This window comes from Arenibacter sp. F26102, from assembly GCF_023015865.1.
In the GTDB taxonomy this organism is placed as follows: Bacteria; Bacteroidota; Bacteroidia; order Flavobacteriales; family Flavobacteriaceae; genus Arenibacter.
Map to the genome: position 1 here is coordinate 108,761 of NZ_JALKBC010000009.1, position 19,881 is coordinate 128,641.

Below are 19,881 nucleotides of genomic sequence, written 5' to 3' on the forward strand. Positions count from 1 at the left end.
AAGTTTTAATTGGAATACTCACATATGAATATATTTAAAAAAGGACTACTATTTTTAATGATGTCGCCCCTGTTTTTGGCAGGTCAAGCGACTGTCTTAACACCCCAACATCAGTCAGCAAATAAAAATGAAATTAAGCATTCCTTTTTTATAGCGGGACCTAATTTTACTGGAATTATTGGGGAAAATGGAGAGGAACTCTGGGATTCCGGAAAAAAGAGCGCCAGGGACGGCTATGTCTTAAAGAATGGCAATATCCTTATATGTTGGGGAGATGAAGTGCGTGAGTATAACAAGAAAAAAAAGGTAATTTTCACCTATACCAGAGCGGAGAAATCCATGGAATTGGGAACTGCGGTACGTTTATCCAATGGCAATACCATGATTACCGAATCCGGATCGGATCCAAGAATAGTAGAGGTTAACAAAAAGGGAAAAGTGGTAGGCAACGTACCCCTTAAACCCGATACGGATAATGTTCATATGCAGACTAGAATGGCCAGGAAATTATCCAATGGGAATTATTTAGTACCACATTTATTGGCCTTTGCCGTTAAGGAATACCAACCGGATGGGAAAGTCGTAAATGTTTTTAATACCGATTTAGAAGATTTGGGAGGAAGGGAAGCGGAAAATTGGCCTTTTACTGCCATTCGCTTGGACAATGGAAATACCGTGGTTACATTAACTCATGGGAACAAGGTGGTAGAATTTGATTCCAATGGCAAGGTAGTCTGGAAAGTTTCCAATTCGGATTTACAAGAAGCACCATTTGTAGATCCCTGCGGGGCCCAAAGATTACCCAATGGCAATACTGTGATTGCGAGCTACGGGGCTAAAAAGGGAATTAAATTGTTTGAGTTGGCACCTGATAAATCCATGGTTTGGAATTATGAGGGGCATAGGGTGCACCACTTTCAAATATTGACCACCAATGGAAAACCCATAAAAGGCACTCCACTTAAATAGTATAAATGGGATTTATCTTCTTGATGAATGGTGGTATTTTGGATAACCCGCCAGATGTTGTTTTGTTTTTTGGGCGGTTTCATCCTGTAGTTGTTCATCTTCCCATAGGTTTTCTAATTATGGCCATTTTGGCACAGCTGGCTACGCGCTGGCCCAAATTTAAACCTTTGGAGTTGTATCTCCCACTGATGTGGCTTATGGGTGCATTTAGTGCACTTTTGGCTGTAATTTTTGGTTATTTCCTGTCTCTAAGTGGTGGTTACGATGAGGATACCCTATTTTGGCATCAGTGGGGCGGAATTACCGTAATGTTATTGTCTTTTGGGTGTTACTTTATCAATAAGAAATCGAGTGATTCACTTACCATACCCAAATGGATATCGGTTGTCATAGTTGGACTTTTACTTATGTTTACTGGGCACATGGGTGGTAACCTGACCCATGGTTCAACCTATTTACTGGAATACGCGCCAAATCCTATTAGGAATATCGCAGGATTGCCTTCCAAAGTGGAGCCGCGTAAAAAGGTCACGGTATTGGATTCCGCAGATGTGTTTCTTGATTTGGTGTTGCCAATGATGCAAACTAAATGTGTTAGCTGCCATAACGAGGGGAAAAATAAAGGAGGTCTTTTGCTTACCTCATATGGTAATATGATACTCGGAGGTGAAAGTGAAAATACCATCATCCCGGGTGATGCCTTGAAGAGCGAATTGGTCCGAAGGATTACACTCCCAACGGAACATGACGATTTTATGCCATCTGAAGGAAAGTTGCCCCTGACAGATCCAGAAGTGTTGATGATTAAATGGTGGATTAAAATTGGTGCCCCATCGGATGGTTTTGTAACCGAATTGGATACGGAAAAGGCAGTAAGTTCTTTGGTCAGTAATTATTTAGGATTGGACAAGAACAATCTTTTTAACAAAAAGGTTCCACCCCCCAATCGGTCCATCGTTGATTCCTTGATTCGCCATGGCTTTGTGATCAATCCTTTAATGAAGGACAATTATTTTTTGGAGGCCAATTTTAGTTTAAGTGAATATGACCTAGAAGCTTCCGATCTGGATGTCCTATTGGAATTAAAGGAGCAATTGGTTTGGCTTAACCTTGGCAATTCGGACCTTAAGGACGCAAATCTTGAAAAAATTGGATTATTGCAAAATCTGGTAAAGTTGGACCTTAGAGGAAATGAAATTACCGACAACGGAATAAAGCACTTATCTAAATTGGAGAATTTGGAATCGCTTAACCTTTATGGAACAAAAGTTTCAAAAGGTATCGTGGACCTTGTTCCTAAATTAACTAGGTTAAAAAAAATCTATCTTTGGCAGTCCGAAGTGTCCAAAGAAACCATAACTCAATTAGAAGAACAAAATCCTGGTCTCACCGTAATTTTTGAGCGTGATTAAGTTTTTACGTTGATAAATTTAGAGGGGTCAGTTATAGTTAAAGTATAGAAACATTCAATTTTAGTATGTTCCTATTACCGATTCTAGTCTTCCTAAATAGGTTTTAAGTATTTATATCCTTTTTCGACTAAGCCTTACTATCACATCAAGAAAACACCAAAAAAATGGAGGTTAACATCAACAATAATTTGAGGAATACTAAATTTTCAGTTTTGGATTTGGTCCCTGTAACTCAGGGATCGACGCCCTTACAGTCTATTCAAAGGAGTCTGGAATTGGCTCAACACGTAGAAACTTTGGGCTTTGAACGATTTTGGATTTCCGAACACCACAATATGGAAAGTTTGGTTAGTTCGGCCACGCCAATTTTAATAGGACATATTGCCCAAGGAACCAAAACCATCAGGGTAGGCTCCGGTGGAATTATGTTGCCCAATCACGCTCCTTTAATTGTAGCGGAACAATTTGGGACCTTAGAGACACTTTATCCAGGAAGAATTGATCTAGGCTTGGGAAGGGCGCCAGGAACAGATCAACTAACGGCTAAGGCTTTAAGAAGAAATCGAACAGAAACCGTGCACGATTTTCCGAATGATATAACGGAATTACAAACGTATTTTTCCAAGGAGAATAGAAATGCTGCTGTGAGGGCCATTCCTGGGGAGGGATTAAAACTTCCCTTGTATTTATTGGGCTCCAGTACCTTTAGTGCACAATTGGCCGGTTCAAAAGGCTTGCCATATGCTTTTGCCAGTCATTTTGCCCCTACCCACTTGCATGAAGCCCTAAGATTATACCATCATAATTTTGAGCCTTCTGAACAATGTATAGCTCCCTATACTATTGCCTGTGTTAACGTCATTGCCGCTGAAACCGATGAAAAGGCCAGGCATTTGGAGACAAGCCTTCAGCAATTAGCTTTGGGAATTATCAGAAATACCAGAAAACCATTGTCGCCTCCGGTAAAGAGTATGGATGGTATATGGCATGAGGTGGAAAAAGCTCAAATACAAAATATGATGTACTATAGCTTTGTTGGATCTAAAGAAACAATAAAATCACAAATTTCGGACTTCGTGGCAAATACACAGGTCAATGAAATAATGGCGGTATCCCATATTTATGATCACAATGACCGCTTAAGATCTTATGAAATATTGAGTAGTCTTTAAAATGGGAGTATTATGATCACCCATAAAATTATTTTGCTTAAATGGGACATTAATTCTATCAACATGAAGTTTGGATGATAAATTTTAGCTAATTTGTAGTTTTAATTAGAAATGTCAGAAATGTGGAGGAGGATTCATTTGATATTATGGTTCATCGGGCTAATGTTGGCCTGCAAATCTGAAATATATAGTCAGGACAAAGTGCTTAAGGTCAAGGAAATTAAATATAGCGGACAAGTTGGTTTGGTGCAGGTGTCCCAACTTTTGGAAAAGCATGTAGCATTGGAGCATGTGGATTTAATTAACTGGGATAAGTTTTCTTACCACCCTGAGGTTGCCTTTAGGATAGCCCATAGTAACAATGCTATATGGTTAAAGTATTATGTTAGGGAAAAAAACATATTGGCCAATGTTGAAGAGACCAATGGGCCTGTGGCCCGCGACAGTTGTGTAGAATTTTTCTTTGACCCCTTAGGGGATGGGAATTATTATAATTTTGAATTTAATTGTATAGGCACGATTCATCTGGCCTATGGTCCCGGAAGAGAGAAGCGTCAATTTGTAGATCCTAAGACCATAAGGAATTTAATCAAAGTAGAAAGCTCTTTGGGAACTCAAACCTTTACAGAAAAAACGGGCGACTTCACTTGGGAAATGACTATAATAATACCCGCAGGGGTTCTTACCCATGATTCTGAAATTAAATTAAAGGGACTTAAGGCTAACGGAAATTTTTATAAATGTGGGGATGCTACTTCGCAACCTCACTACTTAACTTGGAATCCAGTTGGAACAGAAAGGCCGGATTATCACAGGCCAGAATTTTTTGGCAGACTTATTTTTCAATAAATAATAACCGGGTGATTCTAAGTCACTTCGGGAACAAGATATTATTGAGGGAAAATTTTTGTAATCTTTCAATAGAAATCGCACTTTTCCTTCAATTGGGCAACATAATTGTTAAATATTGGAAATATTAAGGGTGTTTTCTCCAAAGTATTAGTAAATTTAAGATGTGTTCGAACACATCTAGTAGAATTAACGGCAGGATCTACAAGCAGGCTGAGGATAATATTGTAGGTTAAACTTCAATTCCAATCCATATAATATTTGTGGGTTAAAAGGGGATTGGACAAAATTGCCAAATATGGAGTGTCAATCAGTGGTTTATTAAATATATAATCAATGCCTATTTCCCAGCGTATCAAAAGATTACTTTTTTGTGTTGTACCTATTTTGAATCTGGTGCAATGCGAGGTACAGCCATCTAACGGAGGCCTTTTTCTACCTGAAGGTTTTAAAGCGGTAGTGGTCGTAGACAGTATAGAGGAAAGAGTAAGGCATATGGCGGTAACAGATGAAGGCATACTATATGGTAAACTTAGAAATTCCAATGAAAAGGGAGGTATAGTTGTACTTAAGGATAAAAATAATGATGGCAGGGCTGATGTGATAGAAAAATTTGGGGCCTACCGTTCACTTCAAAAATGGAGTTATTCCACTGCCATGAGAATTTATAATGGCTATCTATATTTTAGTTCGGAACTGGTTATTTATCGCTATAAATTAAAACCGGGAACATTAATACCTGAAGGGGAAATGGAAATTGTAATGACCGATGATCATGAGCATGGCAAACACGAGCATATAGGCAAGCCAATTGCTTTTGATAACAAGGGTCATATGTATGTCCCTTTTGGGGCACCATCCAACGCCTGTCAAAACCCTAAAAGAACACCTAGGGCACCGGGTTTGGACCCATGCCCCCAACTTGAGGATCATGGAGGTGTTTGGCGTTTTGATGCCAATAAACTGGGCCAGACCCAAAAGGATGGGTACAAATATGCCTCAGGTATACGCAGTGTAGTGGCAATGGATTGGAATTCGGAGGACGAAAATCTATATATCGTTATGCACGGTCGGGACGATTTACTTAGACTGTTTTCAAATGTATATTCCGGCTGGGAAAGTGCCATGCTCCCATCCGAAGAATTTATAAGGGTAACGGAAGGTTCAGATTTTGGTTGGCCTTATTGTTACTATGATCAAATGCAGGAAAAGAAAGTGCTGGCACCCGAATATGGAGGTGATGGTAAAATTGTTGGTAGATGTAAGGATTTCGATGACCCCATAATGGGCTTTCCAGGGCACTGGGCACCCAACGATTTAGTTTTTTATAAAGGAGATAAGTTGCCAAATCGATATAAAAACGGTGCTTTTATAGCCTTTCATGGGTCTACGAATAGGGCACCTTACCCCCAATCCGGTTATTTTGTTGGATTTGTTCCGTTCCAAGATGGTAAGCCTTCGGGGGATTGGGAAGTTTTTGCGGATGGTTTTGCAGTAGTTGATACCATCGTTAGCGTTAATGATGCTAAATATCGGCCTATGGGTATTGCTTTCGGTGCAGACGATAGTATGTACATTTCAGATTCGGTTAAAGGTAAAATTTGGAAAATCGTTTTTGAAGGTGATAAAGATAATTTCGGTCAGGAACAATTAGCTGAAATGGAAAAAAGAAAATTGTTAGCTCACATTAGAACACCCGATGAAATCAAGGATAACCTTATGGCAGGAGAGTTTACGGGTGGACAAAAAACCTATTATACCTATTGCAGTCCATGTCATCAAAAGGATGGAAAGGGGGCAACTGGTAGATTTCCAACATTAAAGGGAACAGATTGGGTAACGGGGGATAAGGATAGGCTGATAAATATTGTTTTAAAAGGCATGGAAGGTTCTATAGTAGTAAATGGTGAGGTTTTTAACGGAGTAATGCCACAGCACAGTTTTCTGAGTGATACGGAGATAGCGGATGTGCTTACTTATATTAGAACAAATTTTGGAAATGATGCCGATACCGTAACCGAAAAAGAAGTAAATAAGCTAAGACTCAGTTTGTAGGGAATACTCTGTGCAATTTATAGATGAAATATAATTTTAGAAAAATGAAAAACATACTTAAAAGTCAGATTTGGGCCATTGTTTTATTGTTAATGACAACTGTCTCCCTTACGGCACAGGATTACGACATCCTGATTAAGGGGGGGCATTTGATCGACAAAAAAAATAATTTGAACCAAGTGATGGATGTAGCCATAAAGGATGGAAAAATAGCAAAAGTCAATTCCAGTATTCCAGAAAATCAGGCTAAAACGGTCGTTCATGCAAAGGGGTTAATAGTTACACCAGGACTACTTGATATACATGGACATAATTTTTTTGGGACCGAGGAGGATGCTTATTTAAGTAATAGTTTTAGCGCCTTGCCCCCTGATGGTTTTACCTTTAGGAGTGGCGTTACCACTATTGTTGATGTAGGTGGCGCTGGATGGAAAAATTTTAAAACCTTTAAGGAGCAGACGATAGATAATTCAAAAACAAGGGTATTGTCATTCCTCAATATCATTGGATCGGGAATGAAGGGTGGTGCCATTGAGCAAAATATAGAGGATATGAACCCTAAAATGACCGCTTATGTTGCCATGCAGCACAAAGGAACCATAGTGGGTGTAAAATTGGCCCATTACAGCGGTTTTGATTGGGATCCTGTAAATAGGGCAGTTGAAGCGGGTACCTTGGCAGACATTCCGGTTATGATCGATTTTGGGGGGAGCGAACCCGAGTTGTCTCTGGAAACCCTGCTCATGGAAAAACTAAGACCCGGGGACATTTTTACCCATACGTATGCGCATGTAAAAGGGAGAACTCCTGTGGTCGACGAAAATGGTAAAGTAAGGAAGTATGTTTTTGACGCGCAAAAAAGGGGGGTTGTTTTTGATGTAGGCCATGGAGGTGGCAGTTTTGTTTTTGAGCAGGCAATTCCGGCCATAAAGCAAGGTTTTTTACCTAATTCGGTTAGCACGGATCTGCATACGGGAAGTATGAATGGTGGAATGAAGGATATCCTCAATATTATGTCAAAATTTATCAATATGGGGATGCCAGTGGAGCAGGTAATTGAATGTACCACCTGGAATCCTGCCCAATATATTAAACGTACAGATTTGGGGCACCTAACTGTTGGAGCTGTTGCGGACTTGACTATTTTAAACCTAAGAAAAGGGAATTTTGGGTTTATTGATACACAAGGGAAAAAAATGATGGGCGACCAAAAATTGGAATGTGAACTTACCCTAAGGGAGGGTGATGTGGTATGGGATCTTAACGGAATTTCCAGACCTATGTGGGATGCTAAGTAAGTGGCTTCCAAGAATGGCCGTTGCTCCCTAAAGCGAGCATGCTGGGAATATCTTAGTGGAAAAATATTGTATCGTTGATTGGGATTAATCTATAAAAATTGAATTATGCTAAGTAGGAGAAAATTATTAAAGACCTTATCCAGTGTGCCGGTGGTGGGCGGATTGGTAGGTACTGGGCTATTAACGCCACAATTGCTGAGTGCCGCAGTAACCAAACCGGCAAGACGAAATTTTTTCAAGGAATTGGGGATTCGTACATTCATAAATGCTGCGGGAACCTATACTTCCATGACCGGCTCATTAATGTCCGAAGAGGTTACCTCGGCCATTGTGTTTGGAGCTTCGGAATATGTAGATTTGGATGAGCTTCAGGACAAGGTTGGGGGAAGGATAGCGGAATTGTTGGAATGTGAATATGCTACGGTTTCTTCTGGGGCGTTCGGTGCAATGTCCATTGGTCTTGCAGGGGTTATTTCAGGAATGGATTCCGATATAGCAGCGCAACTACCTGATACTACCGGGCTAAAACATGAGGTAATAATTCAGGAAAGCCATAACATTGGTTATACACATGCCCTTTTAAACGTTGGCGCCAAATTGGTGGTAGTAAAAACGAAGAAGGAAATGGAAAAGGCTATTAATAAAAATACGGCCATGCTTTGGTTTTTAAATGCCAATACGGACAATGGGGAAGTTAAATATGACGAGTTCATTGCACTCGGCAAAAAGTATAAAATCCCAACCTTCATAGATTGTGCCGCTGACGTGCCGCCTGTTGAGAATCTATTTAAGTTTACCAAGATGGGGTTCGATTTAGTCGCATTTTCAGGAGGAAAAGGTATTAGGGGCCCTCAGAGTGCAGGATTATTACTAGGTAGAAAAGACCTTATCAAAGCGGCACGAATCCATACCCCCCCACGTGGATCCACTATTGGCAGAGGGATGAAAGTAAATAAAGAGGAAGTTTTGGGGATGTTGGTGGCCTTGGAAATGTATTTGGCTAAAGACCATGGGAAGGAATGGAAGCTATGGGAGAATCAAATAAAACTTATCAGCGATAGTGCTTTATCCGTAAAAGGCGTGGAAACAGAAATTCATGTCCCACCATATGCCAATCATGTTCCATCATTACGAATTTCATGGGACAACAAAATAGTCAAGATTACCCCTGAGGAAGCCAGAAAATGGTTAATGGAAGGGCATCCTGCAATAGCTACGGTTGGCGATAAGGAATCTATTGGCATTACTACTTGGATGATGGATCCGGGACAGGAAAGGATTGTGGCCAAACGAGTAAAAGAAGTATTGGAGAATGTATAATGAATTTAATCAATATTAAAAATAACCTTATGAATTTTAAATTTTTCTTAGTCCCTTTAATTGTAATTATGACCATTTCCTGCAATACTAAAAAAGAACAAACAGAGATGGAATTGAAGAAAGAAACTCCAGTAATTCCTGCCAATTACAATCCCGAGGAAAAACTTAAGCAATTGGACGTAACGTTAATGGATGCCAGTGCTCCTGTGGCCAATTATGTAAACGCTGTACGGTCAGGAAACCTAATTTTTCTCTCTGGAAAAGGACCCTTGCAAAGTAATGGTGAAAATATAGAGGGTAAGGTAGGAGTGGACTTAACTATTGAGCAAGGGTATGAGGCTGCCCGAGTTACGGGGATTAATCAGCTATCCGTTTTAAAATCGGAACTTGGAAATTTAAATAAAGTAGTCAGGGTGGTCAAAGTATTGGGCATGGTAAATGCGGCTCCGGAATTTACAGACCATCCAAAAGTGATCAATGGGTATTCGGACTTAATGGTTGCCGTATTTGGAGAAAGGGGGAAACACGCCCGGGCTGCGGTAGGTATGGGGTCCCTTCCTGGTAATATTGCTGTGGAAATTGAAATGATCGTAGAGGTAATGCCGGAATAAATTTATCGAATAAGGCCCTTTTTAGTTCGTTTTTTGGCGATTTAGAAAATGAACAATACACTAAAGGAACGTGGTATTGTTCCACCTTTTTTAGTGAGTCCCACAATTGTAGGGATTGATCTCCTTTTATGGTGGTGATACCCAGCCAAAATATTTTGTACAATAGTGTGCTTAGAAACTTCCCTAGTTTAGATATTTGATAAAATATGCAGTCCTTAAATTATTTAATCTTCCCTTAACAATCATATAACTGTAAAAAATTCATTTAAACTTAAAAAGGCGGCAATATTGCCTTATAATATTTATCTTTTATAAAAATTTACAACCAAACTACCAACATTTTTGAAGCTAGTAAAAAAAGATATTTCGTTTTTGCTATATGGGGCTTTTGCCTCTTTTGGCACTTATTTCTGCATGTATGCTTTTCGCAAACCTTTTACGGTAGCCACATTTGAAGACCTGTCGTTCGCTGGGGTGGATTACAAGATAATTTTGATTATAGCACAAGTACTGGGATACATGCTTTCCAAATTTATTGGCATCAAGGTAATTTCGGAACTACAGCCCAACAAAAGAATATTTTATCTTCTAGGTCTTATTCTTGCTGCAGAGGCAAGTCTTCTCTTGTTCGCCATTACTCTGTCTCCTTATAATATTGTGTTTATGTTTTTAAACGGACTTCCCCTAGGGATGGTATGGGGAATAGTGTTTTCATATTTGGAAGGAAGAAAGTTTACGGAATTTTTGGGAGTGGCTTTATGTTCCAGTTTTATTGTTTCCAGTGGCGCGGTAAAATCGGTCGGTCTTTTGGTAATGGAAAATTGGCAGGTGTCCCAATTTTGGATGCCATCGGTTACAGGAGCCATTTTTTTTGTTCCTTTTGTATTTTTTGCTTGGTTATTGAATAAAATGCCGCAACCTACAGCGGAGGATAAGGAACTGAGAACAGAAAGGAAACCAATGACAGGGAAGGATAGAAAAAGGGTTTTTCTTGCCTTCCTTTTCCCCATCATAATCTTGGTGTTTTTTTACACTTTTTTAACGGCATTGCGAGATTTCAGGGATAATTTTTCAAGAGAGATATGGGACGCCTTGGGCTTTGAAGGCGATGCAGCCATATATACCATATCCGAACTGCCAATTGCCATATTGGTACTGCTAATCATCGGTTTTTTAGGGGTGATCAAGAACAATTATAAGGCTTTTGTTTCCTATCATTATTTATTGCTTTTTGGTACAGTGACTATTGGTCTGTCTACGCTGTTGTTTCAAATGACTGTGATTTCACCAATACTTTGGATGATCAGTGTTGGCTTTGGACTCTATATATGTTATGTACCTTTTAACTGCATTTTTTTCGACCGGATGATTGCCACCTTCCGTATACAGGGTAATGCAGGTTACCTAATATATATTGCGGATGCCTTTGGTTATTTAGGTAGCATGGGAGTACTTCTTTATAAGAATTTTGGTCAGAGTACCCTTTCTTGGCTCAATTTCTTTATGGCCAGCACTTATTTAATCGCGGTTTTGGGGTCTGTTATTACTTTAGTTTCACTTTTCTTCTTTAAACGGAAATACAAGAAGAATTTATTGGTGGAAAAGTCGGAAATACAATTGGTGGAAGCATAATTTAATTCCTGTTTATTCCCCATATATCAACTCCCTACTTCAGGAGATCAGCCTTTTTAGGCTTGCCTTAAATACTTTTGCGCTCATTCTTTTGTCCTAAAAATTTTGTTAACGTTGCTTTAACAAATAGGAATATTTCATTGCAATCTTTTAATATTAATTGAGGGTTTAGTTAACCTATGCCAAGGATATTTACGCTCACTAAATAATTAAAAAAATCAAACTAAAAAGAATGAACAAAACAAGTCTTGTTATGGTATTTGCCTTTTTTGCATTTATCATGGGCCATTCCCAAGGAGTATTTTCGGGAAAGGTTTTGGATGAAAGCAATGCGCCTTTGCCAGGGGCATCGGTGGTCATTAAAGGTAGTTCCAAAGGCGTAGCTGCCGATTTTGACGGAAATTTTCAAATTGAATTAAATTCGGAGAACGATATTCTCCTAGTTACCTATTTAGGATATATTCCAACCGAAATTGCTACCTCTGGTAAAACATCAGCGGAAATAGTACTTCTTCCCGATTCTGAAAAATTGAATGAGGTGGTGGTAACCGCCTTGGGGATTACAAGGGCGGAGAAGAAGATTGGTTATGCCACCCAAAAAATGGATGTGGAGATAATCGAGGAAATTAATGCCCCCAACGTGGGGAATCTATTTACAGGGCAGGTTGCTGGACTAAGTGTAAGCAATCCCACGGGGCTATTTCAAAAGCCCTCATTTTCCCTACGGGGCAAATCGCCCTTGATCGTTATTGATGGGATCCCTGTCGAGACCGATTTTTATGATGTTTCCGCCAATAACATAGCTAATGTAAACGTGCTAAAGGGAACTACGGCCTCGGCGCTTTATGGATCTAGGGGTAGAAACGGTGCCATATTGATCACCACCAAGAACGCCAATGTAGACGGATTGGAAATTATGGTGTCCCATAATACAATGGTATCTGCAGGCTTTACCGTATTTCCGGAAACCCAGACAGAATATGGTAACGGATCCAACGGGAAATATGAATTCTGGGACGGTAAGGATGGAGGTATTTCCGATGGGGATATGATCTGGGGTCCCAAGTTTGAACCTGGGGTTATGGTCTCCCAATGGAACAGTCCCATATTGGATAACGTTAGCGGGGAAACCATCCCTTGGTGGGGAGATGTCTATGGTACACAATACGACGATAAATCCCGTTATTCCAGAGTGCCAACGCCTTGGGAATATCATAATAACTTAAAGGATTTCATGGAAACTGGATATATTTCCAGTACGGATTTCTCTGTATCCAGTAAGTCCGAAAAAGGCTCCTTCCGTTTGTCAGGAAATTATTCCGACCAAAAGGATAGGGTTCCCAATTCCGGTCTTAAAACAGGGGGTTTAACTTTTAAATCTACCACCAACCTTTCCAAATCACTTACTCTGGATAGCAAACTTTCCTATAATAAGGTGTACTCCCCCAACTACCCAAGACACGGATACGGACCAAAGAACCACATGTATACCATTCTAATTTGGATGGGGGACGATGTTGATGGCCAGGATTTAAAAGAACATATGTATGTTCCGGGACAGGAAGGTTATAGACAGGCCAACTTTAACTATGCCTGGTACAACAACGTGTATTTTGCGGCCAATGAACTGAACCAAAAATACGATGCAGATCTAATCAATGCACAGATGGTGCTGAAGTACAATATAGCCGAGGGTTTAAATCTGCAAGGAAGGGGCTCGGCCGTTATACAGGATATTTTTGAGGACAGACAAAGTCCTAAGACCTATTTAAATTATGGCGATGCCAGGGAAGGAGACTATAAGACCTGGAACTCCAAAAGGTTGACCGTAGATTATGATATTCTGGCCTCCTATACCAAATCCTTGACAGAGGATATCTCTTTCGACGTCAATGCCGGTGCTTCTACCTTTTATAGAAAATATCAGCTGGAATATAACTCAACCGATGGCCTTGTAGTTCCTTTTGTGTATAGCCTTAACAACACAAGTGGTAATGTGGCTGCGAGTACTTATATTCAAGAGAGGGCAACCAATAGTGTCTATGCCACTTTGGGACTGGACCTATACAATGCAGTGTTTTTAACAGCTGCGGCAAGAAATGATTGGTCTTCCACGCTTCCTAAGGAGAACCGCTCCTATTTCTATCCATCCGTGTCCTTAAGTACGGTGGTCTCCAATTTTGTTTCCATGCCAAAAGCTGTGGATTATTTAAAACTTTATGGATCATGGGCACAGGTTTCCAGTGATCTTGATCCTTATAGCACGGAATCTTATTATACCAATAGTGGTGTTTTTGGAGGAAATATAAAATTGCAATATCCTAACGGCTTGGTAAATTCCAACATAGAGCCCGAAAGTTCCAATTCGTTCGAGCTTGGTCTAAGTTCTGCTTTTTTAAAGAATAGGCTGGCAATAGATCTTACTTATTATAACGTGGTGGACACCAACCAGATTATAGATCTACCAATTTCAAACACATCTGGATTTGAAAATAGAAAGGTAAATGGCAATGAATATACTACCAATGGTCTGGAAGTGGTACTTAATGCCAAACCTATCCTTACAGAGGACTTTAGTTGGAACCTAACTGCCAACTGGAGCAGAAAGGTTCAGAGAATCACCGAAATATACGGGGATAATGCCACTTACAACAACTTAAGGTTGAACGATAGGGCAGATAGCTACTATGCAACGGTGTGGCAGAAGTCTGCGGATGGCGATCTAATCTTGGGCGCCAATGGATTGCCTATCAGGGATAATTTCCCACAAGTTTTGGGACATAACGATCAAGATTGGACCCTGGGTCTTCAGAATAGTTTTAAATATAAGAACCTTACCGTAAATGTTGGAATAGACGGCGGATGGGGCGGTCTGATTCGTTCCTTGACCGTTGAGAAAATGTGGTGGGGCGGTAAGCACCCCAATTCTACCGAATATAGGGATGCGGAGTACGCGGCCGGAGTTCCGGTGTATGTGCCTGACGGGGTACAGGTTACGGGCGGTGACCTGGTACAGGACGTAAATGGGGATGTTATTTCCGATACCCGTACATACACCCAGAATACTTCTGCGGTGAGCTGGCAGACCTGGTCGCAGAACTATCCGTACAGGGCAGCTGTGACCTACAAGGAAAGTGAGAAGTTTGCCAATATTTTCGATCGAAGCTTCTTTAAATTGAGGACCCTTTCCTTTAAATATGATATCACAGAACTGGCCAATATCAACGGTGTAAAAAATCTTGATGTAACCCTTAGCGGCTATAACTTATTGGTATGGAAGAAGGCGGATATCATTGATCCGGATTTTGGGAACGACAATAATTTACAGGATCCTTCCACTAGGTACATTGGTATAGGCGTTAATGTTAAATTTTAGTAAAAGACACACAATGAAAAAAATAGGAATTTTATTTAGCCTAACAGTATTGATAGCCCTTATAGGCTGTCAAGATCTGACGGAATTAAACGACAACCCAAATAATGTCAGTGAAACACACCCACAATTATTATTGACCAATATTGCAAGCAATGCTTTTGAGGTCGATGGTACGGGGGCTTTGTACGCATCCCGTATTTTGGTGCAGACCGATGGGGAAAACAACAATCAATACTATAACTGGGACCGTGCTAGTTTTGATGACTATAATATGTTGGGGGAGGTTACCAAAATGATGCAGGAGGCAGAACGAATAGAAATTGATGAATATATTGCCTTGTCCAAATTTTTTAGGGCATATTACTTCTATAACCTGACCCTTACATTTGGCGATATACCTTATAGCGAAGCCCTTAAAGGGGAGACCGGGGAGCAGTATCTGCCCAAGTATGATACCCAAAAAGAAGTTTTTGTTGGGATATTAAAGGAATTGTCGGAAGCCAATGATCTATTGGAAGGGAATACCAACATAATTGCAGGGGATATAATTTTTGGCGGGAATACCACCAAATGGCAAAAATTGGTCAATTCCTTTAGATTAAAGGTGCTTATGACCCTTTCCAAAAAGGTGAGCGATGCGGACTTGAACGTAATAAGTTCCTTTGCCAGTATTTACAATAATGAACCTATAATGGTGTCTAACGAGGACAATGGCCAGTTGGTCTTTTTAGACAAGGAAGGAAGTAGGTATACAGAATTCAACTCTAGCGGTTACGGGTCGGGAATGTACATGTCCTCAACCTTCATTGAAAGGCTTCAGGACAGACAGGATCCTAGGCTGTTCATTTATTGTGGACAGACCAAAAATGCCAAGGAAGCAGGATTGGCCATTGATGATTTTATGGCCTACGAAGGGGGAGATCCCTTGGCGCCTTATGCCGAGGTTAACGATAAGGCGGCTGCAGGTGATGTCTCCAAGGTAAACCTGAGATATACTACAGACCCTACAACCGAGCCGCACAACCTAATGGGGTATTGGGAATTGGAGTTTATTTTGGCTGAAGCATCCGTTCGTGGATGGATCGCTACCGATGCCAAGGAACATTATGAAAATGGGGTAAAATCATCTTTTGATTTTTATAATACCTATGCCAAGAATTTTGAAACCTATGTAGAGCCAACGGATGCCGACGCCTATCTTTTGGTATCGGAGGTGGCCTTTGATAACAGCTTGACCACAGAAGAGAAAATGGAGCTCATTCTGACCCAGAAATATTTTACCTCCTTTTTGCAAACAGGCTGGAGGGCATATTTTGATCATTTAAGGACGGGTTATCCGGAATTTGCACAATTACCGGGAGCCACGCCTCCAACCCGATGGATCTACCCCAATTCTGAGTACAACAACAATGCTGCAAATGTAGCTGCAGCCATTGAAAGACAGTTTGGAGCTGGGAACGATAAGATTCGTGAAATAACCTGGTGGTTGGAATAATTTTCAGCATCATTAAGGGCATAGAAGCAAAATGCCAATATTGTTTGGCAATACAAAACCTAGTCTCTTCAATAATTTGCCCAAGGCCATAGCAAACTTCTGCTGTGGCCTTGTCATTTATTACCTGAACTAGAATTGGAAGTCGCCAAAGTCGAGAGGATTAAATAAAGTGTTATGGTGTGTATTCCATATCACATAATTATAGTTATAGTTACAAAAATTTAATATTATTAACTATTTAACTTAACTTAGTTACATGATATTTACACTTCTTCGTCAATCAAAAATTAAAACCAAGCAAAATGATCAAAGCCAATTTTGTGCTGAAACCCCATTATATTTCTACCATGGAGGACACCTTGCGTAGAATAATCCATAAAATGCACCTGTCAAAGGCTCTTGTAATGTTCGCGCTATCGTGTTCGATATGGTCCTGCTCCACTTCTGAACAGGAACAATCTCCCTCGGTAAAGCATGTGGTTGTTATTGGTTTTGATGGATTGAGTCCGGATGGATTGGAAAATGCCAATACGCCAAACTTTGATATGGTAATAAGTGAAGGGGCTTCCACAATGCATGCGAGGGCAGTTTTGCCTACAAGTTCCAGTACCAATTGGGCCTCCATGATTATGGGTGCCGGGCCGGAGCAGCATGGGATTACATCCAATAGCTGGGAGAAGAATAATTTTGTATTGCCCACGATTACTCAGAGTGAGGATTTCCTTTTTCCAAGCATCTTTCAATTGATCAATGACCATCAGGAAGATGCGGAAATTGGCGCTATTTATCATTGGACCGGATTTGGCAGGTTGTTTGAAAAAGGTGCTGTTGATTATGACATAAGCCCTGATTCCGAAGATAAAACGGCGGCCTTGTCAAGTGCCTATATAAAAGATAAAAAACCAACCTTCACTTTTATCCATTTTGATCATGTAGATCATGGCGGACATGAATATGGCCATGGAAGTCCAGAATATTACAAATCCGTTGAAAAAGCGGATGAATTGCTTGCTGAGGTAATGGAAGCTATACAGGCCTCTGGAATGGCAGATGAAACCTTGGTCATCATAAGTGCCGATCATGGGGGATTCGGCAAAGGACACGGAGGGGAATCTTTAGAGGAGATAGAAATTCCTTTTATACTTTGGGGGAAATCTGTTAAGAAGAACCATGTGCTAAAATATCCGGTTTATCAGTACGACAATGCAGCCACTGTCGCTTTTGCTTTGGGAATAAAAATACCTTTGGCATGGATTGGCAAACCTGTAAAAAATGCCTTTGAAGGTTTTGATCTTAACGATGACTATCCCACTACTGTACGGGTAAAGGGACCTGTTATATTACCTGCAGCGGAATTGAACAAAAAGGCCGGTGGATTATTTAATGAATCCGCAACCATTGTTATGGAGAATCCCAACACCTTGGGAGAAATAAGGTACACCACGGACGGTTCCATGCCCAATGCAAATTCAACATTATATACAAAAGCAGTTACGACTTCCGATAATGGGGTTGTTAAAAGCGCTATTTTTAACAAAGGGAAAATTGTCAGTACCGTTTCGGAAGCGTTTTTTAGAATAAAAAATAAGACAATGGCCCCACCCATTTCTTATGAGGTATTTTATTTGGAAAACTTGACCAGCATTCCTAGTTTGGATAATAAAAGACCGGATGCCAAGGGAACTTGTTTTGAAATTACATCAGATGAGGTAAAGGAAGAAATTAAAAGCAATACAGTGGTAAGATTCAGGACTACCCTTCGGGTTGAAAACGAGGATAGATTTACCTTTTATACCAATTCTGACGATGGCAGTAAATTATGGGTAAATAATGAATTGGTAGTGGACAATGATGGGGACCATGGGGTCATTGAAAAGAATGGTAGTATTACCCTTAAGCCAGGGACCTATCCTTTAGAGGTAATTTGGTTTAATGGGGGTGGTAATGGATGGTTGAATGTGGATTATAAAACCAATACCATTCCTAAGCAAGTGCTACCTACATCAATATTAAAGTAATCTGTAGTGTTGGATAAAAGATTTTCAATGAAGCCCAGTATTCAATCTTCTTGTTCCTCCCAAACGATTTATAATAGCAAAATATGGACCTTATGAAGCAAGATAATTTAGGGGTTGATGCCCAAAACAAAAAGACAGAAGGGGATATAAATTTTACTCCGGCACGGGCTGCCTGGATGGACTCACAGATTAACGAGGAGACCAAGGAAATATTGGAAAGGGATGCCAGATATTTTCTGCACCAGTCCATGTCCACACCCTGTTTGGATGTCTTAAAAGGTTGTGAAGGGTCCTATATTGAGAACATATCAGGAAAAAAATACCTTGACTTCCATGGCAATAATGTGCACCAAGTGGGCTACGCCAATCCACAACTGATAGAAAAAATCATTGAACAATTAAAGGTTTTACCTTTTTCCCCAAGACGTTATACCAATATTCCTGCCATTAATTTTGCCGAAAAATTGGCCTCTTTAATGCCATCCGACCTGAATAGGGTACTTCTTACACCAAATGGTAGCTCTTCTATAGGGATTGCTTTAAAGTTGGCTAGGGCTGTTACAGGAAGATTTAAAGTGGTTTCCTTTTGGGATTCTTTTCATGGGGCCTCCTTGGATGCCATTAGTGTAGGTGGGGAATCCGTTTTTAGGGAATCTATGGGGCCTTTAATGCCGGGCGTAGAGCGCATTCCACCGCCAGTAACCTACCGCGGAATATTTGAGGACAATGAGGATAAATGTTTGGAATATTTGGAATATGTGTTTTCCAAGGAAGGAGATATTGGGGCTTTTATTGCCGAAACTATTAGGAATACGGATGTACAATTGCCTTCCAAAACATTTTGGAAGAAAGCAAGGGAACTTTGCAACAAATACGGGGTATTGTTGATTTTGGATGAAATTCCGATAGCCTTGGGTAGAACCGGCAAAATGTTCGTTTTTGAACATTATGAAATTGAACCGGATATATTATGTATCGGCAAAGGATTGGGAGGCGGTATCTTCCCGCAGGCCGCAATAATTACCAGGGATGAATACAACAAATTTGGGGATATCTCCCTTGGTCACTATACCCATGAAAAAAGTCCGCTGGGTGCCGTAGCAGGGCTAGGTACCATAGCCTTTTTGGAAAATGAAAAAATATTGGACAAGGTCAAGGCAGATGAAAAATACCTAAGATCTTCCCTAGCCGCTTTACAGTTAAAATATCCTTTAATAGGCGATGTTAGGGGCATGGGATTGCTTTGGGGAGTGGAATTGGTATTGGATAAAAAAACAAAGGAAAAGGCTATCAATGAGGCCGAAGTGGTCATGTACGAATGCCTAAAGATGGGCCTTAGCTATAAGGTTTCCGCGGGCAATGTGCTTCAATTATCACCGGCATTAACCATAAGTAGAAAGGAATTGGATTCGGCCTTAAATATTCTTGATGAAAGTTTGGCCATTGTACATTCGTAGTTAAAATACATAGATCAAAAAATGGAAATTAGGATTAAAGTAGTATTGTTTTTTGTCATGGCATTTCATTTTATGGGAGGTGCCCAAAATGTGACTGGAGAAATTTTAGTTCAACCCTATCTTCAGGACGCAGAACCCAATTCCATAAAGATTATGTGGGAAACTTCATTGGGGGAGGAAAGTTTGGTGGAGTGGGGATAAACGCCAAAACTGGGTA

Annotated in this window: 14 protein-coding genes; all 14 read left to right on the forward strand. The window is 40.3% G+C overall.

The window, feature by feature from the left end; genetic code table 11:
- Positions 1–24: 24 nt before the first annotated feature.
- The 14 genes from MWU78_RS14005 to MWU78_RS14070 all read left to right on the forward strand — a co-directional run bounded on the left by MWU78_RS14005 (position 25) and on the right by MWU78_RS14070 (position 19,865).
- Positions 25–969: a hypothetical protein gene (locus MWU78_RS14005; protein WP_246998754.1), complete on the forward strand. Its 945-nt coding sequence runs from the start codon at positions 25–27 to the stop codon at positions 967–969.
- 5 nt (positions 970–974) lie between these two features.
- Positions 975–2,381: a c-type cytochrome domain-containing protein gene (locus tag MWU78_RS14010; RefSeq protein WP_246998756.1), complete on the forward strand. Its 1,407-nt coding sequence runs from the start codon at positions 975–977 to the stop codon at positions 2,379–2,381.
- Between the two features lie 164 nt (positions 2,382–2,545).
- Complete coding sequence (locus tag MWU78_RS14015) at positions 2,546–3,553, forward strand: LLM class flavin-dependent oxidoreductase (protein ID WP_246998758.1); 1,008 nt, start codon at positions 2,546–2,548, stop codon at positions 3,551–3,553.
- A 120-nt stretch (positions 3,554–3,673) separates the two neighbouring features.
- Positions 3,674–4,402: a carbohydrate-binding family 9-like protein gene (locus MWU78_RS14020; protein ID WP_246998760.1), complete on the forward strand. Its 729-nt coding sequence runs from the start codon at positions 3,674–3,676 to the stop codon at positions 4,400–4,402.
- A 336-nt stretch (positions 4,403–4,738) separates the two neighbouring features.
- The gene (locus tag MWU78_RS14025; protein WP_246998762.1) at positions 4,739–6,457 is read left to right on the forward strand and encodes a PQQ-dependent sugar dehydrogenase; all 1,719 of its coding nucleotides are present in this window, start codon (positions 4,739–4,741) and stop codon (positions 6,455–6,457) included.
- A gap of 44 nt (positions 6,458–6,501) precedes the next feature.
- Positions 6,502–7,755, forward strand: a complete 1,254-nt coding sequence (locus MWU78_RS14030; protein ID WP_246998764.1) for an amidohydrolase/deacetylase family metallohydrolase — start codon at positions 6,502–6,504, stop codon at positions 7,753–7,755.
- A gap of 105 nt (positions 7,756–7,860) precedes the next feature.
- Positions 7,861–9,075 (forward strand): aminotransferase class V-fold PLP-dependent enzyme, encoded by a 1,215-nt coding sequence (locus tag MWU78_RS14035; RefSeq protein WP_246998766.1) that lies wholly within the window; start codon positions 7,861–7,863, stop codon positions 9,073–9,075.
- A 29-nt stretch (positions 9,076–9,104) separates the two neighbouring features.
- Positions 9,105–9,686, forward strand: coding sequence for a RidA family protein (locus MWU78_RS14040; RefSeq protein ID WP_246998768.1), 582 nt, complete (start codon positions 9,105–9,107; stop codon positions 9,684–9,686).
- A gap of 342 nt (positions 9,687–10,028) precedes the next feature.
- Positions 10,029–11,318, forward strand: coding sequence for a DUF5690 family protein (locus MWU78_RS14045; RefSeq protein ID WP_246998770.1), 1,290 nt, complete (start codon positions 10,029–10,031; stop codon positions 11,316–11,318).
- 232 nt (positions 11,319–11,550) lie between these two features.
- Positions 11,551–14,694, forward strand: a complete 3,144-nt coding sequence (locus MWU78_RS14050) for a SusC/RagA family TonB-linked outer membrane protein (RefSeq protein WP_246998772.1) — start codon at positions 11,551–11,553, stop codon at positions 14,692–14,694.
- A gap of 13 nt (positions 14,695–14,707) precedes the next feature.
- On the forward strand, positions 14,708–16,189 hold the full coding sequence (locus MWU78_RS14055; protein ID WP_246998774.1) for a SusD/RagB family nutrient-binding outer membrane lipoprotein: 1,482 nt from the start codon (positions 14,708–14,710) through the stop codon (positions 16,187–16,189).
- Positions 16,190–16,491: 302 nt separating this feature from the next.
- Positions 16,492–18,207 (forward strand): alkaline phosphatase family protein, encoded by a 1,716-nt coding sequence (locus MWU78_RS14060; protein WP_246998776.1) that lies wholly within the window; start codon positions 16,492–16,494, stop codon positions 18,205–18,207.
- Between the two features lie 92 nt (positions 18,208–18,299).
- On the forward strand, positions 18,300–19,664 hold the full coding sequence (locus MWU78_RS14065; RefSeq protein ID WP_246998777.1) for an aspartate aminotransferase family protein: 1,365 nt from the start codon (positions 18,300–18,302) through the stop codon (positions 19,662–19,664).
- A 21-nt stretch (positions 19,665–19,685) separates the two neighbouring features.
- A complete protein-coding gene (locus MWU78_RS14070) occupies positions 19,686–19,865 on the forward strand; it encodes a hypothetical protein (RefSeq protein ID WP_246998779.1) in 180 nt (59 codons plus the stop codon).
- Positions 19,866–19,881: the final 16 nt, after the last annotated feature.